The organism is Marivita sp. (assembly GCF_020055675.1).
GTDB lineage: Bacteria > Pseudomonadota > Alphaproteobacteria > Rhodobacterales > Rhodobacteraceae > Marivita.
This window is the reverse complement of record NZ_JAIPUS010000022.1, coordinates 1-21854: the sequence shown is the minus strand read 5'-3', so window position 1 is coordinate 21854 and position 21854 is coordinate 1. Positions and strand designations below refer to the sequence as shown.

At 61.5% G+C, this 21854-nt stretch carries 27 protein-coding genes and 1 tRNA gene; 15 read left to right on the top strand and 13 right to left on the bottom strand.

Features of this window, described 5'->3' with window-relative positions; all coding sequences use genetic code 11:
- Nucleotides 1-235 precede the first annotated feature (235 nt).
- Nucleotides 236-784 carry a hypothetical protein gene (locus LCF59_RS13375; protein WP_292288112.1) on the top strand — a complete coding sequence of 183 codons (549 nt, stop codon included), beginning with the start codon at nucleotides 236-238 and terminating at the stop codon, nucleotides 782-784.
- Nucleotides 784-1185, top strand: a complete 402-nt coding sequence (locus tag LCF59_RS13370) for a cell division protein ZapA (protein ID WP_292288111.1) — start codon at nucleotides 784-786, stop codon at nucleotides 1183-1185. The genes LCF59_RS13375 and LCF59_RS13370 overlap by 1 nt, the downstream gene beginning before the upstream one ends.
- Nucleotides 1186-1360: 175 nt before the next feature.
- On the opposite strand, the gene grxD is transcribed toward LCF59_RS13370, so the two are convergent.
- The 4 genes from grxD to xth form a co-directional block, all read right to left on the bottom strand.
- Nucleotides 1361-1723, bottom strand: a complete 363-nt coding sequence (gene grxD, locus LCF59_RS13365; protein WP_292288110.1) for a Grx4 family monothiol glutaredoxin — start codon at nucleotides 1721-1723, stop codon at nucleotides 1361-1363.
- Nucleotides 1716-1853 carry a hypothetical protein gene (locus LCF59_RS13360; RefSeq protein WP_292288109.1) on the bottom strand — a complete coding sequence of 46 codons (138 nt, stop codon included), beginning with the start codon at nucleotides 1851-1853 and terminating at the stop codon, nucleotides 1716-1718. Before LCF59_RS13360 ends, grxD begins: the two co-directional genes overlap by 8 nt.
- Nucleotides 1854-1959: 106 nt before the next feature.
- Complete coding sequence (locus LCF59_RS13355) at nucleotides 1960-2202, bottom strand: BolA family transcriptional regulator (RefSeq protein WP_292288108.1); 243 nt, start codon at nucleotides 2200-2202, stop codon at nucleotides 1960-1962.
- Between the two features lie 73 nt (nucleotides 2203-2275).
- The gene (gene xth / locus LCF59_RS13350; protein WP_292288107.1) at nucleotides 2276-3058 is read right to left on the bottom strand and encodes an exodeoxyribonuclease III; all 783 of its coding nucleotides are present in this window, start codon (nucleotides 3056-3058) and stop codon (nucleotides 2276-2278) included.
- Between the two features lie 334 nt (nucleotides 3059-3392).
- Between xth and LCF59_RS13345 the strand changes: the two genes are divergently transcribed.
- The gene (locus LCF59_RS13345) at nucleotides 3393-3887 is read left to right on the top strand and encodes a DUF6749 domain-containing protein (RefSeq protein ID WP_292288106.1); all 495 of its coding nucleotides are present in this window, start codon (nucleotides 3393-3395) and stop codon (nucleotides 3885-3887) included.
- Nucleotides 3888-3992: 105 nt separating this feature from the next.
- Nucleotides 3993-5069, top strand: coding sequence for a hypothetical protein (locus LCF59_RS13340; protein ID WP_292288105.1), 1077 nt, complete (start codon nucleotides 3993-3995; stop codon nucleotides 5067-5069).
- 12 nt (nucleotides 5070-5081) lie between these two features.
- Here LCF59_RS13340 and LCF59_RS13335 read toward each other — a convergent pair whose 3' ends face one another.
- The gene (locus LCF59_RS13335) at nucleotides 5082-5405 is read right to left on the bottom strand and encodes an iron-sulfur cluster assembly accessory protein (RefSeq protein WP_292288104.1); all 324 of its coding nucleotides are present in this window, start codon (nucleotides 5403-5405) and stop codon (nucleotides 5082-5084) included.
- 84 nt (nucleotides 5406-5489) lie between these two features.
- On the opposite strand from LCF59_RS13335, the gene LCF59_RS13330 reads away from it, so the two are divergent.
- The 8 genes from LCF59_RS13330 to LCF59_RS13295 all read left to right on the top strand — a co-directional run bounded on the left by LCF59_RS13330 (nucleotide 5490) and on the right by LCF59_RS13295 (nucleotide 14238).
- Nucleotides 5490-6653, top strand: coding sequence for a deoxyguanosinetriphosphate triphosphohydrolase (locus LCF59_RS13330; RefSeq protein WP_292288103.1), 1164 nt, complete (start codon nucleotides 5490-5492; stop codon nucleotides 6651-6653).
- 24 nt (nucleotides 6654-6677) lie between these two features.
- Entirely contained in the window at nucleotides 6678-8507 is a 1830-nt protein-coding gene (locus LCF59_RS13325; protein ID WP_292288102.1) for a sodium:proton antiporter, read from the top strand.
- Nucleotides 8508-8572: 65 nt separating this feature from the next.
- Entirely contained in the window at nucleotides 8573-10318 is a 1746-nt protein-coding gene (gene argS, locus LCF59_RS13320; protein ID WP_292288101.1) for an arginine--tRNA ligase, read from the top strand.
- A gap of 74 nt (nucleotides 10319-10392) precedes the next feature.
- Nucleotides 10393-11403 carry an SPOR domain-containing protein gene (locus LCF59_RS13315; RefSeq protein WP_292288100.1) on the top strand — a complete coding sequence of 337 codons (1011 nt, stop codon included), beginning with the start codon at nucleotides 10393-10395 and terminating at the stop codon, nucleotides 11401-11403.
- Nucleotides 11400-12413: a glycoside hydrolase family 3 N-terminal domain-containing protein gene (locus tag LCF59_RS13310; RefSeq protein WP_292288099.1), complete on the top strand. Its 1014-nt coding sequence runs from the start codon at nucleotides 11400-11402 to the stop codon at nucleotides 12411-12413. Before LCF59_RS13315 ends, LCF59_RS13310 begins: the two co-directional genes overlap by 4 nt.
- Nucleotides 12410-13198: a ScpA family protein gene (locus tag LCF59_RS13305; RefSeq protein WP_292288098.1), complete on the top strand. Its 789-nt coding sequence runs from the start codon at nucleotides 12410-12412 to the stop codon at nucleotides 13196-13198. Before LCF59_RS13310 ends, LCF59_RS13305 begins: the two co-directional genes overlap by 4 nt.
- A gap of 77 nt (nucleotides 13199-13275) precedes the next feature.
- Nucleotides 13276-13887 (top strand): SMC-Scp complex subunit ScpB, encoded by a 612-nt coding sequence (scpB, locus tag LCF59_RS13300; protein WP_292288143.1) that lies wholly within the window; start codon nucleotides 13276-13278, stop codon nucleotides 13885-13887.
- Nucleotides 13888-14079: 192 nt separating this feature from the next.
- Nucleotides 14080-14238, top strand: coding sequence for a hypothetical protein (locus LCF59_RS13295; RefSeq protein ID WP_292288097.1), 159 nt, complete (start codon nucleotides 14080-14082; stop codon nucleotides 14236-14238).
- Nucleotides 14239-14241: 3 nt separating this feature from the next.
- On the opposite strand, the gene LCF59_RS13290 is transcribed toward LCF59_RS13295, so the two are convergent.
- The 8 genes from LCF59_RS13290 to LCF59_RS13255 all read right to left on the bottom strand — a co-directional run bounded on the left by LCF59_RS13290 (nucleotide 14242) and on the right by LCF59_RS13255 (nucleotide 20098).
- On the bottom strand, nucleotides 14242-15321 hold the full coding sequence (locus tag LCF59_RS13290) for a 2'-deoxycytidine 5'-triphosphate deaminase (protein WP_292288096.1): 1080 nt from the start codon (nucleotides 15319-15321) through the stop codon (nucleotides 14242-14244).
- Nucleotides 15322-15428: 107 nt separating this feature from the next.
- Nucleotides 15429-15505, bottom strand: a tRNA-Pro gene (locus LCF59_RS13285).
- 69 nt (nucleotides 15506-15574) lie between these two features.
- On the bottom strand, nucleotides 15575-16663 hold the full coding sequence (locus LCF59_RS13280) for a MerR family transcriptional regulator (protein ID WP_292288095.1): 1089 nt from the start codon (nucleotides 16661-16663) through the stop codon (nucleotides 15575-15577).
- A 5-nt stretch (nucleotides 16664-16668) separates the two neighbouring features.
- On the bottom strand, nucleotides 16669-16971 hold the full coding sequence (gene ihfA, locus LCF59_RS13275; protein WP_292288094.1) for an integration host factor subunit alpha: 303 nt from the start codon (nucleotides 16969-16971) through the stop codon (nucleotides 16669-16671).
- Nucleotides 16972-17064: 93 nt separating this feature from the next.
- A complete protein-coding gene (locus tag LCF59_RS13270; protein ID WP_292288093.1) occupies nucleotides 17065-18036 on the bottom strand; it encodes a beta-ketoacyl-ACP synthase III in 972 nt (323 codons plus the stop codon).
- Nucleotides 18033-19142, bottom strand: coding sequence for a phosphate acyltransferase PlsX (gene plsX / locus LCF59_RS13265; protein WP_292288092.1), 1110 nt, complete (start codon nucleotides 19140-19142; stop codon nucleotides 18033-18035). The genes LCF59_RS13270 and plsX overlap by 4 nt, the downstream gene beginning before the upstream one ends.
- Before the next feature lie 25 nt (nucleotides 19143-19167).
- Complete coding sequence (rpmF, locus tag LCF59_RS13260; RefSeq protein WP_247080054.1) at nucleotides 19168-19374, bottom strand: 50S ribosomal protein L32; 207 nt, start codon at nucleotides 19372-19374, stop codon at nucleotides 19168-19170.
- Nucleotides 19375-19540: 166 nt separating this feature from the next.
- Complete coding sequence (locus LCF59_RS13255; RefSeq protein WP_292288091.1) at nucleotides 19541-20098, bottom strand: DUF177 domain-containing protein; 558 nt, start codon at nucleotides 20096-20098, stop codon at nucleotides 19541-19543.
- Nucleotides 20099-20185: 87 nt separating this feature from the next.
- Here LCF59_RS13255 and LCF59_RS13250 point away from each other — a divergent pair, with 87 nt between their 5' ends.
- The 3 genes from LCF59_RS13250 to LCF59_RS13240 form a co-directional block, all read left to right on the top strand.
- Nucleotides 20186-20644 (top strand): outer membrane protein assembly factor BamE, encoded by a 459-nt coding sequence (locus LCF59_RS13250; RefSeq protein ID WP_292288090.1) that lies wholly within the window; start codon nucleotides 20186-20188, stop codon nucleotides 20642-20644.
- A 5-nt stretch (nucleotides 20645-20649) separates the two neighbouring features.
- Nucleotides 20650-21441 (top strand): GNAT family N-acyltransferase, encoded by a 792-nt coding sequence (locus LCF59_RS13245; RefSeq protein ID WP_292288089.1) that lies wholly within the window; start codon nucleotides 20650-20652, stop codon nucleotides 21439-21441.
- Nucleotides 21442-21450: 9 nt separating this feature from the next.
- The coding region (locus tag LCF59_RS13240) for an ATP-binding cassette domain-containing protein (RefSeq protein WP_292288088.1) at nucleotides 21451-21854 on the top strand (404 nt) is incomplete at its 3' end.

Below are 21854 nucleotides of genomic sequence, written 5' to 3'. Positions count from 1 at the left end.
GGACGTCTATTCCTTGTCATGGCCGTCATGCGGTCTTTGGGAGCGCTCTTAGCAGTGTTGCAGCAGAGTTCAAGCCGCACACACGGGCCGGGTGTGGATAAGGGGGCGCATTTTTTCCCGTGGATTGTTAAACTTTCACATTAAGAGGACGGAGCGATTCGTTTCGAGAGCAAGGAAAAAACCACCCGGCGTTCATGTTTTCAGGGCGCACGGGCAACAGACGGGGATCAGGCAAATGACCCAGATTGAAGAGTTGCAACATCGGATCACCGCCGCGCTGGACCGCGTGGCGCAGGGTATGGCCCGGATGGAGGAAAAGACCACTGCGCCTGTTTCCGTGCCTGCTTTGGATGTGGCGCCGTCAGCAGACCCCGAAGAGGTGGCCCGCCTGAAAACCGCCTTGGACGAGGAACGCCGGGCCAATGCGGAGCTGGAAGAGCGTGTGCGTGAACTTCACGAGGCGCATGCAGCCGAACTCGAAGCTGCGAAAGCCGCTGCAGCCGCGGTCGATCCCGGTACAGCGCCGGATATCGACGTCTCCGCGCTCGACGAGGAAGTGCAACGTCTGCGCCAGGCAAACCAGATGCTGCGCGACACCAACGAGGAAATGCGCGGCGCCCTGGCTGACAACGTCGGTGAGCCGCATCTGATCAACAAGGCGATGCTGGCCGAGCTGGAGGCCCTGCGCGCCGACCGCGCCGCAGAGCAAGCCGAAACCCACACCATCATTGCGGCCCTGGCCCCGTTGCTGGACCAGGCCGAGCAGACCGAGGAGGCGACCTGATGCCGGAAGTAGAAATCACCATCGGCGGTCGCACCTTCGAGGTTGCCTGCCAGGAAGGCGAGGAAAAATACCTGCATTCCGCCGCCAAGATGCTGGATACCGAAGCGCAGGTCCTGGCAGAGCAGGTGGGCCGCATACCCGAAGCGCGGATGCTGTTGATGGCCGGGCTGATGCTGGCGGACAAGACTGCGGGCCTGGAAGACAAGTTGCGCGAAGCCGAGGATCGCGCCTCGGGGTACCTGTCGGAGTTGCGGATGCTGAAGGATGCGCCGCCGCCGCAACCGGAACGGGTCGAGGTCCCGGTGGTGCCGACCGACGTGACCGAGTCGCTTCAGGAAATCGCTGCGCGTGCGGAATCCCTGGCGCGCGATGTGGAGGACAAGGTCGGCGACGACAGCTGATCGCGGCCCCGCCTTGGGGCTGCGCGGCGTGCATCGGCATCCACGCGACCCACTGTCACCTTCTTATCATCCACGTCCGAGGCGCGAAACCTGTTGCCGTTTTTTCGCGAGGTGACAAAAAAACGGCGCCCTGAAATATGGCGCCGTTTCTGGTTGACCGTTGGAACATTCCGGCTCAGGCGTTGGCCTGTCGGATTTTCTCGGCTGCTTCCTTGTCGTAGGCTACGCCATTTTCCGCAAAAAGTTGGTCAAGCTCGCCCGAGAGGGTCATTTCCGTAATGATGTCGCAGCCGCCGACGAATTCGCCTTTGACGTAAAGTTGCGGGATTGTCGGCCAGTCGGAATAGTCCTTGATGCCCTGGCGGATGTTCTCGTCTTCTAGGACGTTCACATCCTTGAAGTCGATGGCCATGTAATTCAGCACCCCCGCAACCCGGCTGGAAAAGCCGCATTGAGGCATTGCCTTGTCGCCCTTCATATACAGCACAACATCGTTGGCTTTGACGGTTTCTTCGATCTTCTGTTTCGCGTCAGTCATTGTCTTGCTCCATCTGTTCGCGGCGTTTCCTGTCTTTGCGGATATAGGGCATGGTTGCGCCGACCGTGATCACTGCCACAAGGCCGATCGCGGCAAAGAATGGCCATGTGTTCGCGATAAAGTCCATCATGCGTGTCCGGCTGCGTCGGCTTGGTGGGGACGGGGCGCTTTCCAGGCGAAAATCGCAAACGGCCCGATCAGCAGGATCATCAGGATGTTCCAGGCGCGTGTCGGCATCAGTCGGGCGCTTTCGTGGTCAGCGCCAATGCGTGCAATTCACCCTGCGATCCGTCCATCTTGCCCTTGAGCGCGGCATACACCGCGCGCTGCTGTTGGACGCGGTTCTTGCCCTTGAAGCTCTGATCGATCACTTCGGCGGCGTAATGGTTCCCGTCTCCGGCCAGATCGGTGATCGTGATCTGTGCATCGGGGAATTCGCTGCGGATCAGGTCTTCGATTTCCTGCGCTTGTATGGCCATTGCGCTATTCTCCGGTTGTGGACGCTATCCAAGATGTATGACTCAGGTCAGCCGTGCGCAAGCCGTTGAACGCTCAGGTATCGAGCGTGACCCAAACCGGAACGTGATCGGAGGGTTTTTCGCCGCCGCGCACGGCGCTTTCGATCCAGCAATCCGTCAGCATATCGGCACATTGGGGGCTGAGCAGGAAATGGTCGATACGGATCCCGTTGTTCCGCTGCCAGGCCCCGGCCTGATAGTCCCAGAATGAATAATGTCCGCCGCCATGTGTCCGGGCGCGGAAGGCCTCGGTAAAGCCGAGATTGACGATGCGCCGGAACGCGGCGCGGGTTGGGGGCAGGAAAAGCGCATCGTCTTTCCACGCCTCCGGCTTCGCCGCATCCTCGGCCTGCGGAATCACGTTGTAATCCCCCGCCATCAGCGCGGGCAGTTCGGCATCGAGAAGATCGCGCGCACGCGCCTCCATGCGGTCCATCCAGGCCAGTTTGTACTCATATTTCGCGCCAGGGGCCGGGTTGCCGTTGGGAAGGTACAGCCCGCAGAGACGAACGGCCTGGCTGTCGCCGATCACTGTCGCCTCGATCCAGCGGGCCTGTTCGTCACCCTCATCGCCGGGAAGACCGCGGGTCACGTCCTCCAGAGGGACTTTGGACAGGATCGCAACACCGTTGAAACCCTTTTGCCCGTGCGTTTCCACGGCATAGCCCAAATCCTCGATCGCCTCGCACGGAAAGGCGTCGTCCATTGACTTGATTTCCTGCAACAGCGCCACGTCCGGCGCGCTATCGCGCAGCCAATCGAGCAAGGCAGGCAGGCGTGCCTTGATCCCGTTGATGTTGAATGTGGCGATTTTCATGTGCGGCCTCCCGGGTCGCGGCCTCTATCCCAAGAAGAGGGCCTACTGACAAGTGGCGATCGCGTCGAATCGCAGGGTGGGGATTCGCGACAAGGGATGGACCCCATTGCCCGTGAATCCCCGGCGCACCGGTCTCGGATAGGTTGTGCGAAAAGTTATCCCCAGAAATTTCGGATCTGTTGATAACTCCAGGAAGTCGCCAGTAGAAACAATCTATGGGCGACTCTTCATGTGGATAACTCTGCTTTACACATCTTAAGCGATAATTTGTATTTTCAAAACAACCTTTGCGTGCCAGCGTTCGACGTGTTCAACCCGCCAACAGGAGGCCACCATGACCGCAGTTCGTAAATTCCAGATTACCGAAAACTTCGTTGAAGATCAGAACAATACCGCAGGTTCAGGCAATATTTTCTGTGGTGACGACGTAGAGGCCATCATGTCGGCCTCAACGCCCACCCGGTCGGACACAATGACAGGTGACGCTGTCGAGGCGATCATGTCTGCTTCCACCCGCATGACCTCCGACACACGCAACGGCGACGCGGTGGAAGCCATCATGTCCGCCTCAACGCCGACAACCTCGGACGCCCGCAACGGTGACGCTGTCGAGGCGATCATGTCTGCCTCCACCCGCATGACCTCCGACACACGCAACGGTGACGCGGTGGAAGCCATCATGTCCGCCTCAACGCCGACAACCTCGGACGCCCGCAACGGCGACGCTGTCGAGGCGATCATGTCTGCCAGCACGCCGACAACGTCTGCCGCCAATACCGGTGACGCCGTGGAGGCGATCATGTCGGCCTCCACACCCCGCAGAGCATAAACTGCACCGGAAGAGGGCGGCGCGCCCGACGACTTGGGCGCGCCCGCATCACGTTGAACCGGGACAGAAAAACCCTGTCCTTTGATCGCCAAGGAGGCCTGGATCGTGACAAATGTCATTCAACTCACCCGCCCGTCCCGGATCAATCCCCAAGAGGCGCGCCTCGGCGCGCTTCTGAGCTGCTTTGCCGAACACCGCCGCTACGGCGATGATGTGTTCTGGCTCAAGGAAAACGCCGAAATCCTGAACATCCTTGAATGCACAGGCATCGCTCCTGGCGAGGCGGCGCTGGAAACCTACGCGCCGTTTTACGAAAGCGTCGAGAAGCGGCTGCGCTTCTTTCCCCAATATTACCGTTTCTTCCTGTCAATGGCGCTCGATCTTGAGGACCTCGGCATGCCGGGGAGCGAAGGAGAGAAGCTCGTTCAATGGGCGCGCGACCAGGATCTTGCTGGCGCCGAATTGTCCGATCTTCAACGGATGGAAGCCCGCCGGATGATGGCGCGGCGCGGGAGTGCGTCCAAGGCGACCGATGCGGCGCTCGACGTTCGCGCCCGGCGCTTCATGGCGCGGTCAGAGACCTTTACGCTGCCCAACAAGAAGGCCGCGTATGAGCTGACACACCTGGTTTTTTACCTGAGCGACTATGGACGTCGCGACCCGGAACTGGACGCGGACGCCAAGCGCAGTCTGCATTTTGCCGGGCTCCTGGCGTTTATCGAACAGAATGCCGATCTGCTCTCTGAGATCTGTATCTCGATGAGATATGCCGGCGAAACGCCACCGGTGCTCTGGACCGAATGGCTCAAACGCGAAACGGCGGTGTTTTCAGTCACCGATGGGGCCGATGTCGGCGTGCAGGACGATTACCATGAATTCCTCGTCTGCAACTGGCACCAGGCGGTGACCGGCGACACCGCGTTTGCCAAGGGTTTCGTCAATGACCGGATGCGGTTTGATCGCAGCCCGGCGCGGGCCATGCCCATGCGCGAGATGTCACAGGCAATGTTCGATCTCGATACGGCACGCAGCGGCGACTGGATGACGATGCGCCTTCACATGGAGGATGCGCTGTCACCTGAAGCGATGACGGTGCTGGACCAAGCCGAGACATCCTCGCGCCATTTCGAAGCGTTTTTCCACGGTTTCGCCCGCGCCGCGCCTGCGGCCCACGTCCACTGACGGGCGGCGACCCTACATCGAGAAACTGGTGCCGCAGCCGCAAGAGGATGTGGCATTGGGATTCTGGATCACGAACCGCGCGCCGATCAATTCCTCTGAAAAGTCGATCACCGCATCGGCCAGAAACGGCAACGACACCGAATCCACGACAACGCGTTCGCCGTTGTTTTCAAGAACCAGATCGTCGTCATCCGGCTCATCGAGCTTGATCTCGTACTGGAACCCGGAACATCCGCCGCCTTCGACAGCCACCCGCAGGGCCTTGCCTTCGGTGCTGGCGCCGATTTCCGACAAACGCTCGAACGCCCGGTCAGTCACTTTTGGTGGAAGCTGCATCTTGCCCTCGGGTTTGCTTTAACTTGTGTCCTGTTCCCAATATAGGGGGAGACGGGACAGGGAACAAGAACAGGCGGTGCTGCAATGACGGCCCAGTATGCGTGTGAGCCGGGCAAATCGCGCGGCAGACGATACTCCGAAGAGGAAAGCGAATTTCGCTCGTGCTTTCAGCGCGACCGCGACCGCATCATCCATGCGTCTGCATTCCGCAGACTGAAACACAAAACACAGGTCTTCATCGAACATGAGGGCGATTATTTTCGCACCCGCCTGACCCATTCGATCGAGGTCGGGCAGGTGGCACGGACCATCGCCAAGGTGCTGGGTCTTGACCTGGAGTTGACCGAGGCGGTGGCGCTTGCCCATGATCTTGGTCACACGCCGTTCGGTCATACGGGCGAGGAAGCGCTGAACGCGCTGATGCAGCCCTATGGCGGGTTCGACCACAATGCCCAGGCGATCCGCATCGTGACATCGCTTGAGCGGCATTATGCCGATTTCGACGGGTTGAACCTGACCTGGGAGACCTTGGAAGGTATTGCGAAACACAATGGTCCGGTCGGCGCGCCAATCCCCTATGCGCTGGCGGATTACAACGCGGCACATGATCTGGAGTTGCACACCCATGCCAGTGCAGAGGCACAGGTTGCAGCCTTGTCGGACGACATCGCCTATAACCACCACGATCTGCATGACGGGCTGCGGGCCGAGTTGTTTTCAACCGATGAACTGGCCGAGCTTCCCATTGTAAGCGATTGTTTTTCCGAAGTGGATCGCAAACATCCAGGGCTGAATTACTACCGCCGCCGTCACGAGGCGTTGCGCCGGTTTTTCGGCATACTCGTGCAGGACGTCATGGCCGTCACGCGGGCGAACATCAGCGACCTCGCGCCGGACAGCCCGGCGGAGATTCGCAACGCCGGCCGCATGATGGTGCAGTTTTCGCCCGGCCTGTGGTCCGAGCTGAAGCAAATCCGCACGTTCCTGTTTTACCGCATGTACCGTGCGCCGGATGTGGTCGAGATGCGGGCGAAGGTGACACAGGTCATCAACGATCTATTCCCGCTTTTCATGTCGGACCCGTCGCTTCTGCCCAAGCAGTGGCGCAAGGATGTGGCCGAGGTGCGGTCGTCCGACACGCAGCTTGCACGCATCGTTGCAGATTATATCGCCGGGATGACTGACCGGTTTGCCTTGCAGGAACATGCACGGCTGACAGGGTCGGACGTGATCGCATCGCGGGCGTGACAGTAACGAGTAAAGGAGGCGGCAATGGCGACGTCGACAGGAACGGGACTTGATCCGGTTACGGCCTTCGCGCTGGTGGGCGTGTTGGGTGTGGGGGCCCAATGGATCGCATGGCGGCTGAACCTGCCTGCCATCGTGCTGATGCTGGTGGCAGGCCTGCTGGTGGGGCCGGTTTTCGGGATTCTTGATCCCTCTGCGGCGATGGGGGATTTGCTACAGCCGATCGTCGCCATCGCGGTGGCGATCATCCTGTTCGAAGGGGGGCTGACGCTCAATTTCAAATCGCTGACCGATGCCGCGGTGGGTGTGAAACGGCTGGTCCTTGTCGGGGCGCCGGTGGGCTGGCTGCTGTCAGCGTCGGTGTTGCACTATGTCGGCGGGCTGAGTTGGGCCACGTCTTCGGTGTTTGGCGGTATCATGATCGTCACCGGCCCGACCGTGATTGCGCCATTGCTGCGGCAGGCGCGGCTGAAACGGCGCCCGGCCGCGCTTTTGCAGTGGGAAGCCATTGTGAACGATCCGGCCGGGGCATTGGCTGCCGTTCTTGCCTTCGAAGTGGTTCTGGTCTGGCAGACCGCCACCACCGTGGAGGAAGTGATCTGGACCGTCTCTGTCGGCATCGTCGTAGCGACGATCGTCGGTGTTGTCGCAGGGTGGGGCATCGCAACGTCCTTTGCGCGGGGCTGGGTGCCCGAATACATGAAAGTGCCGGCGCTCTTCGTGAGTGTTCTGATCGTCTTCGCGGCGTCGGACGCGTTGCTGCACGAAAGCGGGCTGCTGGCGGTGACGATCATGGGTGTCTGGATCGCCAACGCGCATCTGCCAAGCTATTCGGAAATGCACCGCTTCAAGGAACACGCGACGATCCTGCTGGTGTCCGGCGTGTTCATCCTGCTGGCCGCCAACATGACCCGAGAGACGCTGCTGAGCATGAACTGGCAGACCCTGGCAACGGTGGTCGCGGTGATCCTGATCGCCCGCCCGTTGACGGTTCTGACCTCGCTGGCCTTTTCGAACGTGCCATGGGCCGAACGTCTCCTGGTGGCCTTTACCGGTCCACGCGGCGTGGTTCTTGTCGCTGTTGCGGGGCTTTTCGGGGATCGTCTCGTGCAGGCGGGGATCGAGGATGCGGCGCAGATCTCATCGCTGGCGTTCGCGCTGGTCGCGGGCACGGTGGTCCTGCACGGGTTCACGCTCAAACCGGTCGCGCGGATGCTTGGCCTGACGGCGGCAACGACGCCCGGTGTCTTGATCGTTGGCGGCAGCCGCTGGTCGGTCGAGCTTGGCCGCGTGCTGGACGAACTGGAGCTTCCGGTGATGATCTCGGATCCCAACCGCAGCCATCTGCGGGACGCCCGCGATGCGGGATTGCGGATTTACACCGGCGATATCCTGTCCGAGGGTGCCGAGCACCGCCTGGATCTCATGGCATATGAGACCGTGATCGCGGCGACGGACAACGATTCTTACAACACGCTTGTCGCGACGGACCTGGCGCCGGAATTTGGTCGCGAAAACGTCTACCAGCTCAATCGCGACACGTCCGAGTCGTCGCGCTACGCGCTGCCCCCCAAGCTGGGCGGCCGACCTGTCGGGGCCGGCGAAACATATTGGGAGGTGCAGCGCCGCATGTGGGACGGGTGGGAATTCCGATCGACCTCCTTGTCCGAGGAGTTCACGCTGCAAGACTGGTATGACACCAATCCCGAGGGCATTCCCGTTGCCGATATCGGCCCGCGCGGCACCCTGCGCATTCTTGGCCCCGAGGACGCACCCAAGGAGGCCAAGGACACGCGGCTGATTGCCATGCTGCCGATGAAAGAGCATCGCGCCCCGGCCGACGGGCAAGCCTGAGCGTCCGAACATTTGACGCCACCCGCCAAGGTGGTAGAGGACATGCCGAACAAAGGACGTGTGACATGAACCTCTTTTCCGATATCCGGGCGCTCGTGATCGACAGCCTGACCGCGATGGTGGCCGATGGCGTGCTGCCGGGTGGTCTTGATTTCGCCAACGTCACGGTGGAACCGCCGCGCGACCCGCTGCATGGCGATATGGCGACCAATGCCGCGATGGTGCTGGCCAAACCCGCAGGCCAAAAACCGCGCGATATCGCTCAGGCGCTTGCCACCCGGCTGACGGGCGATCCGCGTGTCGCCTCGGCGGAAGTGGCCGGACCGGGATTCCTGAATTTGCGCCTGACCAATTCTGTCTGGCAGCGTTTGCCACAGGTTATCCTGTCCTCGGGCGGTACCTACGGCAAATCCGGCGTCGGGCAGGGGCAAAAGGTCAACGTCGAATATGTCTCGGCCAATCCCACCGGTCCGCTGCACGTTGGCCACACGCGCGGCGCGGTCTTTGGAGATGCTCTGGCGTCCCTGCTGGATTACGCGGGGTATGATGTCACGCGCGAATACTACATCAACGACGGCGGCGCACAGGTCGATGTGTTGGCACGGTCGGTCTATCTTCGGTACCTGGAAGCGCACGGGCAGGACGTCGCCTTCGAGGACGGAACCTATCCCGGCGAATACCTGATCGAAGTGGGCGAGGCGCTCAAGGACAAGGTCGGCGATGCCTATATCGGCCAACCCGAGGCGGTCTGGCTGGAAGACGTGCGGGACTTTTCCACCGACGCCATGATGATGCTGATCAAGGCCGATCTTGGTGCTCTTGGCGTGGAGATGGACAAGTTCTTCAGCGAAAAGTCTCTTTACGGGACAGGCCTGATCGAAACGGCCATCCAGGATCTGGATGCCAAGGGCCTGATCTATCGCGGCACCCTGGAGCCGCCCAAAGGCAAGACGCCGGAGGATTGGGAGCCGCGCATACAGACCCTGTTCAAGTCCACCGAACACGGCGACGACGTGGACCGGCCGATCATGAAATCGGATCAAAGCTGGACCTATTTCGCGCCCGATATCGCCTATCACTTCGACAAGGTGCAGCGCGGGTACGACCTGTTGATCGATGTGTTCGGTGCCGATCATGGCGGATATGTCAAACGCATGAAAGCCGCCGTAAGCGCGCTGTCCGAGGGCCGGACCCCGCTCGACATCAAGCTGACGCAACTTGTGAGGCTCTACAAGAACGGCGAGCCGTTCAAGATGTCCAAGCGGGCTGGAACCTTTGTCACGCTGCGCGACGTTGTGGACCAGGTGGGCCCGGACGTGACGCGTTTCGTCATGCTCACGCGCAAGAACGACGCGCCGCTGGATTTCGATTTTGACAAGGTGCTGGAACAATCCAAGGACAACCCGGTGTTCTACGTGCAATATGCCAATGCTCGGGTGCATTCCGTTTTGCGCAAGGCCGCAGAAGCCGGGATCGACGTGTCCGATGCCACGCTGGCCGACATCGACCTGTCCGGCATGACCCATGACAGCGAACTGGCCGTGGCACGGAAACTGGCGGCCTGGCCGCGCCTGGTAGAGATCGCGGCGCGCACCAACGAACCGCACCGTGTCGCGTTCTACCTCTACGAATTGGCCTCCGACCTGCACGCACTTTACAACAAGGGCAATGATGTGCCTGACCTTCGCTTTTTGCAGGAAGGCAACACCACGGTCTCACAGGCGAAAATCGCCCTCGCGCGGGCCGTCTCTGTTGTTATTTCCGCAGGCCTTGGTATCTTGGGCGTCACACCGGTCGAAGAAATGCGCTGACAAAAGCGTCGTGACTGGCTGAGGCAACGGCAAGAAACCACCGGTGGCAATGACCGCCGGACAAAGAGGCAGACATGGCAGACATGCATATGACGGACTCCGTACGCGGGGAAAGTACGTCAGGCAATTTGGCCACGGCAGCCAACTGGCTGGGCGCGGCCATGTCGCTGGCGTTGATTATAGGTGTCGCGGTTTGGGGATATCGGCTCATCGTGCGGGATGTTTCCGGCGTCCCGGTCGTGCAGGCGCTGGAAGGCCCGATGCGGGTCGCCCCTGACAACCCCGGAGGCAAGATCGCGCGCCACGAGGGGCTGGCGGTCAACAACATCGCCGGCACCGGCACCTCCGCCCCGCCGCCGGATAAGATCGTTCTCGCGCCACAACCGCTTGACGTGACAGAAGAGGACCAGGTGGTGGCTCAGCGCGAACCGGCGCAAGACACCCGTGATCCGAACGGGGCTGAAGATTTCGCACGCGTTTCCCTGAACGAGACCCATGACACGGCTGCTGCCGCGCAGCCAACCGCGTCGGACGGCTCCGGGGACGACGATGATCCGATCGCGGCGCTTGCCAACCAGATCGCCGCGGACGCAGCGCCCTTGGCGGCGCTTGACGCGGCCCCCGACACCGGGGTGTTCAATGGCGCCCAAGAGGATCAACCGTCCAATCGTGCGGCAAACATCATCCCTGCCTCGGTTCCCGGTGTCGCGCGCTCCCTGCGTCCGGCAAAGCGGCCTTCGAACCTCCAACTCGCATCGCTTTCCACACCGGTTCAAACCGTCTCGTCATCAGGCACGGCGCAGGTCTCTGATATGGACCCCGACGAAATCCCGACCGGCACACGGCTCGTGCAATTCGGCGCCTATGACAGCCCCGACGTGGCGCGCGAGCAATGGGCCAAACTTGAATCGCGGTTTGTCGACTACCTGTCCGGCAAGGACCGTGTCATTGAACAGGCCAGTTCGGGCGGGCGGGTGTTTTACCGCCTGCGGGCGCATGGCTTCAGCGATCTCAGCGACTCGCGCCGTTTCTGTGCCGCCATCGTGGCCGAAGGCGCGGATTGCATCCCTGTGGTCAGCCGGTGACACACCCGCCGTTCGGTGCGGCCATCTTTGGCTGTGACGGCCCGTGCCTGTCAGCAGACGAACGGGCGTTTTTCGCCGAGGCCAACCCGTTCGGTTTCATCCTGTTCGATCGCAATCTGGTTGACTCCGATCAGATCCGCGCCCTGACAGCCGATCTGCGGCAGACCGTGGGCCGCAACGCGCCGGTCCTCATTGATCAGGAAGGGGGGCGCGTGCAACGTCTGCGCGCGCCGCTGGCGACCGACTGGCTGCCGCCTTTCGATCATGTCGAAAAGCTCGGCCAAGACGCGATCCAAGGCATGCGCCTGCGCTATCACATCATTGCAAGGGAACTGCGATCTCTGGGCATCGACGCCAATTGTGCCCCGATGCTCGATATCGCGCGGCCCCAAACCCACAGCTTCCTGCGCAACAGGTGCTACGGATCGGACGTCGATGCGGTGGTGAAGATCGGCCGCGCCGTGGTCGAGGGCCATGTGTCCGGCGGTGTTTTCCCGGTCATCAAACACATCCCCGGCCATGGTCTTGCGCAGATGGATAGCCATCTTGAGCTTCCACGCATAGATGCAGATGGCGATGTGCTCGACTCCACGGATTTCGCGGCCTTTCGGCCCTTTGCCGACTGCGCGATGGGGATGACTGCGCATTTGGTGTATGCCGCCTTTGGCGAAACCGGCCCTGCCACGACATCACCCGCCATGATCCGGCGCATCCGAGAGGATATCGGCTTTCACGGTTTGCTCATGACCGACGATATTTCCATGCAGGCCCTGACGGGCACCGTGCCGGACCGCGCCGAGGCATCGATACTGGCAGGATGTGACGTGGTCCTGCATTGCAACGGTGATTTGCACGAGCGCATCGCCGTGATGGACCGGATCAGCACCATGTCCACCGCCAGCCAGAGCCGCGCCGACGCCGCCATCGCAAGTCGTCCAGAGGTCGAGGATGTTGACATTGCCACGCTCAGGGCCATGCTTGCGCAACTTGAGCAAGGGCGCGGTGCATGAACGACGCGGCAACAGATGGATTCGACTCCTCGGTGGCGGATCGACTCGCCGCTGAGGCACTGATCGTGGATGTGGATGGGTTTGAAGGCCCGCTCGACCTGTTGTTGAGCCTTGGCCGGACACAAAAGGTCGATCTGCGTCAGGTTTCTGTCCTCCAACTGGCGCGGCAATATCTTGCCTTTGTCGACAAGGCGAAGGCGCTGCGGATCGAACTTGCGGCGGATTACCTTGTCATGGCCGCGTGGCTGGCCTTTTTGAAATCCCGCCTCTTGCTGCCGCCCGATCCCGCAGAGGATGACCCCTCAGGCGAAGACCTCGCTGCGCATCTCGCGTTTCAATTGGAACGCCTGCAAGCCATGCGGGACGTCGCGGCCAAGCTGATGGCCCGCGACCAGCTTGGTCGCGATTTCTTTGCCCGTGGCGTGACCCAGGAGGTCGAGCGCGTGCGCAAGGTCAATTACACCGCGACGCTTCTCGACCTGATGCAGGGCTACGCGCGGATCCGGACAAAGGACGAATTCCGACCCTACGTGATGGATCGCGATGCGGTGTTCACGATGGAACAGGCGCTGGAACGGCTGCGCGGCCTGATCGGCTTTGCCGGTGCATGGACGGATATCGCGACCTACATGCCGGACGGCTGGGATGCAGACCCGGCGCGCTGGCGGTCGGCCACGGCCTCGACCTTTGCCGCATCGCTCGAATTGGTGAAGGAAGGCAAGGTTGAAATTCGCCAGTCAGATGCCTTTGCCCCGATCGAGCTTCGCCGGACGGAGGCCCAGTGACCGACGACACGGAGTTTCAAAGCGACCGGCCAGTCGAACAGGGTGAGGATCGGCAGAGCCTGTTCGAAGCCCCCCCGATGGTTGAACAGGAACGCATGGTCGAAGCGATCCTGTTCGCCACGGCAGAGCCGGTGACGGTGAAAGATCTGAACGACCGGATGCCCCACGGCGCGGATGCGGCCGAAGCGCTGGTTCATCTGCGCAAACGCTACGAAGGCAGGGGGGTCAATGTGGTCAAGGTGGGCGATGCCTGGGCCGTTCGCACGGCGCCGGACCTTGGCTTTCTGATGCAAAAGGAAACCGTCGAGAGCCGCAAACTCAGCCGCGCCGCGATCGAGACATTGGCAATTATCGCGTATCATCAGCCTGTCACGCGCGCCGAGATCGAAGAGATTCGCGGCGTGTCGGTGAGCCGGGGAACCGTGGATCAGCTTCTGGAAATGGAATGGGTCCGCTTTGGCCGCCGCCGCATGACGCCCGGACGCCCGGTGACATTTGTCGTGACGCAGGATTTCCTGGACCATTTCGGCCTGGAATCGGCACGCGATCTTCCCGGCCTAAAGGAGCTGCGCGCGGCAGGGTTGCTGGAAAACCGTCCTCCCCCCGGCACGACTCCACAGGTGGGAGAGGGCGATCTGGACGCCGACGAAGAGGCGCAGGAGGGTCAGTCGGAACTGTTCGAGGATTGAAGCCTGACGCGTTGATGTGCAGTCAGATGCCCCGATCCAGCCTTGTGATCCCGCGGGTCCGGGCAACCCATTTTTGCGCGACGTGGGCTTGCGACCGCTCTGAAATTTCCGCGCACAATGCCTGAAAAACGTCGCAATTGTTCTCTATATGCGTCACGGAAGCAGTCTCGAACGCAGTCACAGGAGGACGATATGAACCTCAATACGATCATCACCATGGTGATGCGCACCGTCATGCGCCGTGTTGTCAGCTCTGGCATCAATGCCGGGATGAACGCGGGAAAAAGTGCGCTCAGCGGTCGCAAGAAGGCTCCGCCCAAGGCGGATCAGCACAACGACGCGCCGCAATAGCCGTCAGCCGGACTTGAAATGTTTGGACAGTTTCAGGCCCTGTCCCTGGTAGTTCGACGCGATCCCCGCGCCATAAAGCTGGCTTGGGGGTTCATCCATTTTCTCGTACACCAACCGTCCCACGATTTGCCCGTGTTCCAGCACGAAGGGCGCTTCGTGACAGCGGACTTCAAGCACGCCGCGTGATCCAACGCCGCCCGCTGCATCATGGCCAAAGCCGGGATCGAAGAACCCGGCATAATGCACGCGAAACTCTCCGACCATTGCTAGGAACGGTGCCATTTCCGCCGCATATCCGGGTGGAATATGCACCGCCTCGCGGCTGACAAGGATATAGAACGCATCCGGGTCCAGGATCACGCGGCCCTTGGTTGTCCGCAGCTCTTCCCAGAACTCTGAAGGCGCGTAGTGGTTCAGCTTGTCCAGGTCGATCACCCCGGTATGGGGTTTGGCGCGATAGCCCACCAGGTCACCGTCACCAGGTTTCAGATCGACGGAAAAGCCCAGGCCATCGCCGATGACCGCCGGTCCACCCGTCACCAGTTTGTCGGTCTCATGCAGCGCGGTCAGCGTCTCGTCGTCCAAAACGGACTGGCCGTTGCGGAACCGGATCTGATTAAGCCGCATCCCCGGACGCACGAGCACCGAAAAGGATCGGGGACAAATCTCGGCGTAGAGCGGGCCGGTATAACCAGCGCCGACGCGGTCGAACTCGGTGCCCTCATCGGTGATGATACGTGTGAGAAGATCCAGCCGCCCGGTCGAACTCTTGGCATTGGCGACGGCGCTCAGCCCAACTGGCAAGTGCAGCCGCTCCATCAGCGGAACAAGATAGACGCAGCCCTTTTCCAGCACCGCGCCGCCCTCAAGAGAGATGCGATGCATCTCGAAATCGGCAAGCCGGTCTTCGACGCGGTTCCGCTTGCCTGCAAGAAAGGACGCCCGCACGCGGTAGGCGACGTGCCCCAGGCGCAGGTCAAGGCTGGCGGGTTGGATCTGTCCGTCAATGAACGGCGTATCAGACGCGATGATGCCGCGTTCCGCCAATTCCCTGATTTGCTGATTGGCCAACACACCTGTCATATCAAGCCCCCATCCGCATTTCGCCGTACATAGCAACGCGTTGCCTCAGGCGCGAGGGGTTTCCCCCATGCGCTTTGCTTATGATCGACGGGTAGCGATGAATTTATTGGTCGGGCTAGCAGGACTCGAACCTGCGACCTTCCGTCCCCCAGACGGACGCGCTACCAGGCTGCGCCATAGCCCGACTGAACTCCGTCATAACGGTTTTGCTTCAGGCCGCAAGTGCGAAATTCCGCTTTGGGCCGCGGGCCGGTCAGCGCGACAGCGCGCGCAATTGGTCCAATACCGGTGCGATCTGGCGCGCGGCCTCCGGAGACAAATGGCTGATCCGGGACAGGCGCGAAAGCACGCCGGGAGCAGGGTCCACATGCGAGGCGGGCGCCACGGATTCGGGCGCGTCTGATCCAGTTTCCTGCTTTGCGTGTCGATCCGGTATCGAGTGTTGCACGAAACCGGGAAGCTTGGGGGTGTCGGCCGGTGCGGGCCCTGCACCGGCTTGTTCCTGCTCTGGCAAGGATTCGGATTCGGCCTTTTCGGGAGGATGGGCGCCCAGTGACGGATCGTTCGGGGCGTCCGGTGTTTCGGCTACCACCTCCGTTTCGGGAATTGCGGTTTGGACCTCGGGTTCGGCTGCGTGCAACATCTGTTCCGCCACTGGCTCCGCGTATTGGGGGGCGGTATCCTCGGTCGTTGCTGCATCCTCATGGTCGGGGTCAGCCTCTGGCGCGCTTGCGTCGGCAGGCCCTTGTTCGGCAGGCTCCGTTGCGTCTTCGACAGTGGATTTGTCTGCCTCATCTTCGGACCCGGAGCCGGACGGCTCTGCTTCTGCGGTGACATCGGGCATGTCCTCGGAAGCTGCCTTTGGGGCCTCATCCAATGGCTGCGCCGGGGCGTCGGGAAGGTGGTCCGCCGCGGCCGCAGGCATGTCGTCCGGAGCCTCCGGCGTGTCCTCCGTTTCGGGGTCCGGTTCAAGCTTTGGTTTCGCGAAGGGAACCACAGTGTCGACGGGGTCTGACGCGGGCACGGGGCCCTCAGCGTTGATCAAACCGGCATCTTCTTCCTCGGCGAGATCTAATGTGCAGAGTGAAGAAACGTGCTTTATTCCCTGTTCGCGAAGGATTTTCTGCACGCCCTTGATGGTCATGCCGTCTTCGTGCAGCAATTTCTTGATCCCGCCCAACAGCCGCATGTCGGCGGGGCGATAATATCGACGTCCGCCCGCGCGTTTGACTGGTTTGACCTGGGTGAACTTGCTTTCCCAGAACCGCAGAACATGGGCTGGTGTCTCCAGCCATTCGGCGACTTCGCTGATCGTGCGAAAGGCGTCTGCGGATTTGCTCATGGCTGTCAGCCCTTGTTGCCCGCGGCCACCCGGTCTTTCATCAGATGCGAGGGGCGAAACGTCAGCACGCGGCGTGGATTGATCGGAACCTCTTCGCCGGTCTTTGGATTGCGCCCAACGCGGGCGGCCTTGTCGCGGATCGAGAACGTGCCGAACGACGATATCTTGACCTGTTCACCTTCGACCAAGGCGTCGGACATGTGATCCAGAACTGCCTCAACAAGGTCCGCACTTTCATTGCGAGACAAGCCGACTTCGCGAAACACGGCTTCGCTCAGGTCCATACGTGTCAGTGTCTTTTGTCCCATCGCTCAAAACTCCCAAATTGCCGTTAGAATGGGCCGGGGGATTTTCCGAGTCAATATCAATGACTTGGACGGGGGCATTTAGGTAGGCAAAGCCTACCAGCGCAACACCACCGCGCCCCAGGCGAGGCCGCCGCCGATTGCCTCTGTGACGATGACATCGCCGCGCTTGATCTGGCCGCGTTCAACACCAACCGAAAGCGCCAGCGGGATTGACGCGGCAGACGTGTTGCCATGGTCCTGAACCGTCACCACCACATTGTCCATCGACAGACCGAGCTTCTTGGCCGTGCCCTGGATGATCCGGATATTCGCCTGATGCGGAACGATCCAGTCTACTTGATCCGGGCTGATGCCGGCTGCGTCCATTGCCGCATTGGCCGTTTTGGCCAGCTTTTCAACCGCGTGGCGGAACACCTCCTTGCCCTGCATGCGCAAGTAACCCGTGGCGCCCGTGCTGACCCCGCCATCGACATAGAGGATGTCGCGATGCCGGCCATCGGAATTCAGATCAACCGAAAGTATGCCCTGATCGGACACGTCGCCCGCGCCATTCTGCGCCTCCAGGATCAACGCGCCCGCACCATCCCCGAAAAGCACGCATGTCGCGCGGTCGTCCCAGTCCATGATCCGGCTGAAGGTTTCCGCCCCGATCACCATGATGCGGCGTGCCTGGCCGGACAGGAGCATCGAATTGGCGGTAGACAACGCATAGATGAACCCCGCGCAGACGGCCTGCACGTCGAAAGCGAACCCGTGGTTCATGCCCAGTGCAGCTTGCACCATCGTCGCGGCAGACGGGAAGGTGAAATCGGGTGTCGAGGTGGCCAGGATGATCGCATCCAGATCATCCGGCACGATCCCGGCATCCTGCAATGCGCGTTTGGCGGCCTCTGTGGCCAGGTCGGAGGTGCTTTCACCCTCGGCCGCGAAATGCCGCCGTTCGATTCCAGAGCGTGAGCGAATCCATTCATCGGTCGTATCGAGGGATTGCTCGAACTCCGCGTTCGCGACAACGCGCTCCGGCAGGTAATGCCCGATGCCGGTGACAACCGCGCGTGTGGTCATTTCGGGCTCTCCTCGGACATGTCCAGTTCTGGAGCAATGTCTTGCTGAATATCGGTGATGGATGCAAGCCGTGCCTCGAGCCGATCGGAAAAATCCGACTGCGCCAGTTGAAAGGCCAGCTTGATCGCGGCAGAAACGCCGGTCGCATCGGCCGAACCATGCGATTTCACAATGGTGCCATTGAGCCCCAGGAACACACCGCCGTTGACGCGGCGGGGGTCGATCTTCTTTTTCAAACGGCGCAGCGAGGTGAGGGCCAGAAGTGATGCAAGGCGGGACAGTGGCGAATAGGCAAAAGCCTCTTTCAGCCGATCACCGATCAGCGACGCCGTGCCTTCGCCGGTTTTCAACGCGACATTGCCGGTAAATCCGTCGGTCACAATGACGTCGCACGCCTCACCGGGAAGATCTCCGCCTTCGACGAAGCCAACGAAATCGAACTGTGCCCGGGTCGCCGCCTTGCCGATCAACTCATGCGCCGCCTTCAGCTCCGACCGGCCCTTGTGCTCTTCGGTTCCGACATTGAGCAGTCCAACGCGCGGGCGCTGCAGGTCCAGGCCGTTGCGCGCGTAGGACACGCCCATCAGCGCGTATTGCAGCAGGTCCTCGGCATCAGCGCGCACATCTGCACCGACATCCAGCATGACGTTGAAGCCCTGCGGATTGCGCGACGGCCACAGGACCGCAATGGCAGGGCGGTTCACACCGGGCAGTTTGCGCAGGCGGATCATCGACAAAGCCATGAGCGCGCCGGTATTGCCACAGGACACTGCCACGGTCGCCTGTTTGTCGCGCACGGATTCTATGGCCGACCACATGGACGTGCCTTGACCCTGCCGCATGACCTGGCTGGGCTTGTCCTGCATCGACACAACATCGGGGGCGTTGCGAATTTCGCATCGCCCGGCCAATGGCTTCTTGCGTTCGATCAGCTTTTGCAGCCGGGACTCGGGGCCATGAACGAGGAAGCGGATGTCACGGTTCGCCTTGGCAGACCGCGCCATGCCAGAGACAACGGCCTCTGGCCCCAAATCGCCACCCATCGCGTCGATGGACAGCACAATCGGCGCCCCACCCACCTTTTTATGATCCTGCGACGAGGTCATCGGGAGGGGTGCGCACAATCGTTGCTTATGCCGCGTCTTCGTCCAGGTCGATTTCGTCGGCCTGTGCGATCACTTCGCGATCCGCGTAATGGCCGCAGGACGGGCACACATGGTGCGGACGCTTGAGTTCACCGCAGTTCGTGCACTCATTCGGGTTTGCTGCGACGAGGGCGTCATGCGCGCGACGGTTGTTGCGACGCGACTTGGATACTTTGTTCTGTTGGACAGCCATGTCTCAACCTCAATTGTCTATATGCGTTGGCATGAACGCCATGCCGCGTTTCGGATGTGTCCGGCCCCTTTACGGGGAAACCGGGCCGGGGGGCAACCCCCACCTCGGATGAAGGCGCGAACATAGGGGCAATCGTGAATTCCGCAAGCGTTTTCTGGTGCCCCGGTCAGGACTTTTTATCCAGTTTGTCACGCAAATCGGCCAGTCCGGCAAAGGGTTTGGTGTCAGTGTCGCGCAGCGGGGTCACGCCGTCCTTGGCGAATACCGCCTCTCCAAGCTCGGCGTCTTCGGCGCGCGGGTATTGGGGCAGGGACAGCGACAGCGATTCGACCATCGCCTCGAAGGCCGAGATCACCTGGCCCAGCCGTTCGGTGTCTGTATCCTCTGGCATCTCGGTTTCGGACCCGGCCTCGATGTCGTCGAAATGCTCATCGGGGAGGTAAAGGCGCTCGACCGTTTCGTCGATCCGCGTGGTCACGGGAGCCAACGTCACGACACACGCCTGCACCACGGTTGCCCCCAGCCGGGCCGTCAGGGTCCATCCCTGTGCGCCTTCGGCTGAAATCTCACCTTCGAAACAGAGTTTTTTTACCGCCAACAGGTCAAGCCGGGCAGCAATGGCCGCCCGGGCGTCGGCGTCCGGCCGAAGATCGAAGGCTGTGGCTCTCCGGGTCGGCAGGTCGCTGACACGAAATTCTCCGGGCTTCAGAACCGGTTGTGGCATATCTTGTGTGCACCCTTTGCTTGAACGCAGGCCAAAGGCCGTGTAATCGGGATAAAAGGCTGAGAACGCCAACGCAAGAGAGGCGCCATGCAGGGCATCAGATCGACACTCAGGATCGGGCTTGTGACGCTTCTATGCGTGTCGCTTGCGGGATGCGCCGCGCAGTATCGGTCGCATGGCTATGTCCCCTCCGAAGACCAATTGCAACAGATTGTCCCCGGCGTCGACACGCGCGGCACGGTGGAAGATCTTGTCGGGGTGCCGTCCACGTCCGGCACACTGAACAATGACGGTTTTTTCTATATCGAAAGCGAGATGCGCCATTTCGCCTGGCAACGCCCGGAAGTGGTCGACCGGGAAATCCTGGCCATCACCTTTGACGGCGAAGGTGTGGTAGAGAATATTGAACGCTATGGCCTGAAAGATGGGCAGGTTGTACCTCTCGCCCGGCGAATCACGCGCTCCGGGGACGGGGACATCGGCTTTATCCGCAAGCTCTTCGGAAATATCGGTGGGTTCAACGCCGCAGATTTCCTCGACGGTTAACGACAATGGACGCGGCGGAGACCCATCTCGCCGGTAGCCCCGAAATCGCTTTGTCGGTTGGCGCCTACAGGGCGGTGATCTGCGGATCGTCCACTGTACGCGAAGCGGCGCTGGATTTGCGCGCTCGGGCGTTCCGGCAGGGTGCCCCGGATTTGGACATGTTTGATCAGTTCAGCGCGCATGGCGTGGTCCGGATTCAGGGGCAGCCGGCGATCCACGCGTTCCGCGTGCGGCTTGTCCGAAGCGCTGCTGACCTGCACGAGACCTATACGGGCCAGCACTATGAACTGGACGGTCTGAAGGAAGATCTGGCTCCGTTCGTCGAAATCGGACGATTTTGCCAGGCTGAAGGCCCCGTCGATGTGATGGCGGCGCGGCTTGCCTGGGCCGCGCTGGCCGCCTTCGTGGATGCGCATCACGCGCGCATGTTGATCGGATGCACCTCCCTGCCAGGGGCCAGCCTCGACCGGCACCATGCCGTGCTCGCGACCCTGCGCGCGCACCATCTTGGCCCGGAGGCGCTGCGGCCCGGAAAGCGTTCTGCGCAGGCTGTGTCGCTTCCGATGGCGTCTGTCGCGCCCCAGCCGCTGCCGCATCTGTTGCAGGGCTATCTCAACCTTGGCGGCTGGGTTGGCGATCATGTCGTGGTGGACGAGCAGTTGGACAGGCTGCATGTCTTCACGGCGCTGCGCGTGGAAGACATCCCAAAGTCGCGCAAACGGCGGTTGCGCGCCCTGGCGCAAGCGGGGCGCGGCACCGGCCGAGACACCCTTGACGTTGCCTCGGCTGCGCCGTAGCGCCTGCGCATGGCAACTGTACCCCTTCTTCAACTGAATGATATTTCGCTCACCTTTGGCGGGGATCCGGTCTTCCGCGATCTCAGTCTCGTGGTGCAACCCGGTGATCGTGTCGCTCTTGTCGGGCGCAACGGTTCGGGCAAATCAACCTTGCTGAAGGTGATGGCCGGGCTGGTCGAGCCAGATTCTGGCGCGCGCACGGCGTCGCCGGGGGTGAGCGTCGGGTACATGGAGCAGGACCCGGACCTGAGCCGGTATGCGGCGCTTGGCGACTATGCCATGGACGGGCTGGATCCTGCGGAGTTCTACAAGGTCGAGCGCGCCAGCGAGGGCCTGAAATTCGACCCGGATCGCCCCGTCGAGACCGCATCCGGGGGCGAGCGGCGCCGTGCCGCGCTGGCGCGTCTGATGGC

Excerpts from the sequence above, each read along its gene's own strand:
- LCF59_RS13375 (WP_292288112.1), top strand. The coding sequence starts at position 236 with ATGACCCAGATTGAAGAGTTGCAACATCGGATCACCGCCGCGCTGGAC.
- LCF59_RS13370 (WP_292288111.1), top strand. The coding sequence starts at position 784 with ATGCCGGAAGTAGAAATCACCATCGGCGGTCGCACCTTCGAGGTTGCC.
- grxD (WP_292288110.1), bottom strand. The coding sequence starts at position 1,723 with ATGACTGACGCGAAACAGAAGATCGAAGAAACCGTCAAAGCCAACGAT.
- LCF59_RS13360 (WP_292288109.1), bottom strand. The coding sequence starts at position 1,853 with ATGATGGACTTTATCGCGAACACATGGCCATTCTTTGCCGCGATCGGC.
- LCF59_RS13355 (WP_292288108.1), bottom strand. The coding sequence starts at position 2,202 with ATGGCCATACAAGCGCAGGAAATCGAAGACCTGATCCGCAGCGAATTC.
- xth (WP_292288107.1), bottom strand. The coding sequence starts at position 3,058 with ATGAAAATCGCCACATTCAACATCAACGGGATCAAGGCACGCCTGCCT.
- LCF59_RS13345 (WP_292288106.1), top strand. The coding sequence starts at position 3,393 with ATGACCGCAGTTCGTAAATTCCAGATTACCGAAAACTTCGTTGAAGAT.
- LCF59_RS13335 (WP_292288104.1), bottom strand. The coding sequence starts at position 5,405 with ATGCAGCTTCCACCAAAAGTGACTGACCGGGCGTTCGAGCGTTTGTCG.
- LCF59_RS13330 (WP_292288103.1), top strand. The coding sequence starts at position 5,490 with ATGACGGCCCAGTATGCGTGTGAGCCGGGCAAATCGCGCGGCAGACGA.
- LCF59_RS13325 (WP_292288102.1), top strand. The coding sequence starts at position 6,678 with ATGGCGACGTCGACAGGAACGGGACTTGATCCGGTTACGGCCTTCGCG.
- argS (WP_292288101.1), top strand. The coding sequence starts at position 8,573 with ATGAACCTCTTTTCCGATATCCGGGCGCTCGTGATCGACAGCCTGACC.
- LCF59_RS13315 (WP_292288100.1), top strand. The coding sequence starts at position 10,393 with ATGGCAGACATGCATATGACGGACTCCGTACGCGGGGAAAGTACGTCA.
- LCF59_RS13305 (WP_292288098.1), top strand. The coding sequence starts at position 12,410 with ATGAACGACGCGGCAACAGATGGATTCGACTCCTCGGTGGCGGATCGA.
- scpB (WP_292288143.1), top strand. The coding sequence starts at position 13,276 with ATGGTTGAACAGGAACGCATGGTCGAAGCGATCCTGTTCGCCACGGCA.
- LCF59_RS13295 (WP_292288097.1), top strand. The coding sequence starts at position 14,080 with ATGAACCTCAATACGATCATCACCATGGTGATGCGCACCGTCATGCGC.
- LCF59_RS13290 (WP_292288096.1), bottom strand. The coding sequence starts at position 15,321 with ATGACAGGTGTGTTGGCCAATCAGCAAATCAGGGAATTGGCGGAACGC.
- LCF59_RS13280 (WP_292288095.1), bottom strand. The coding sequence starts at position 16,663 with ATGAGCAAATCCGCAGACGCCTTTCGCACGATCAGCGAAGTCGCCGAA.
- ihfA (WP_292288094.1), bottom strand. The coding sequence starts at position 16,971 with ATGGGACAAAAGACACTGACACGTATGGACCTGAGCGAAGCCGTGTTT.
- LCF59_RS13270 (WP_292288093.1), bottom strand. The coding sequence starts at position 18,036 with ATGACCACACGCGCGGTTGTCACCGGCATCGGGCATTACCTGCCGGAG.
- plsX (WP_292288092.1), bottom strand. The coding sequence starts at position 19,142 with ATGACCTCGTCGCAGGATCATAAAAAGGTGGGTGGGGCGCCGATTGTG.
- rpmF (WP_247080054.1), bottom strand. The coding sequence starts at position 19,374 with ATGGCTGTCCAACAGAACAAAGTATCCAAGTCGCGTCGCAACAACCGT.
- LCF59_RS13255 (WP_292288091.1), bottom strand. The coding sequence starts at position 20,098 with ATGCCACAACCGGTTCTGAAGCCCGGAGAATTTCGTGTCAGCGACCTG.
- LCF59_RS13250 (WP_292288090.1), top strand. The coding sequence starts at position 20,186 with ATGCAGGGCATCAGATCGACACTCAGGATCGGGCTTGTGACGCTTCTA.
- LCF59_RS13245 (WP_292288089.1), top strand. The coding sequence starts at position 20,650 with ATGGACGCGGCGGAGACCCATCTCGCCGGTAGCCCCGAAATCGCTTTG.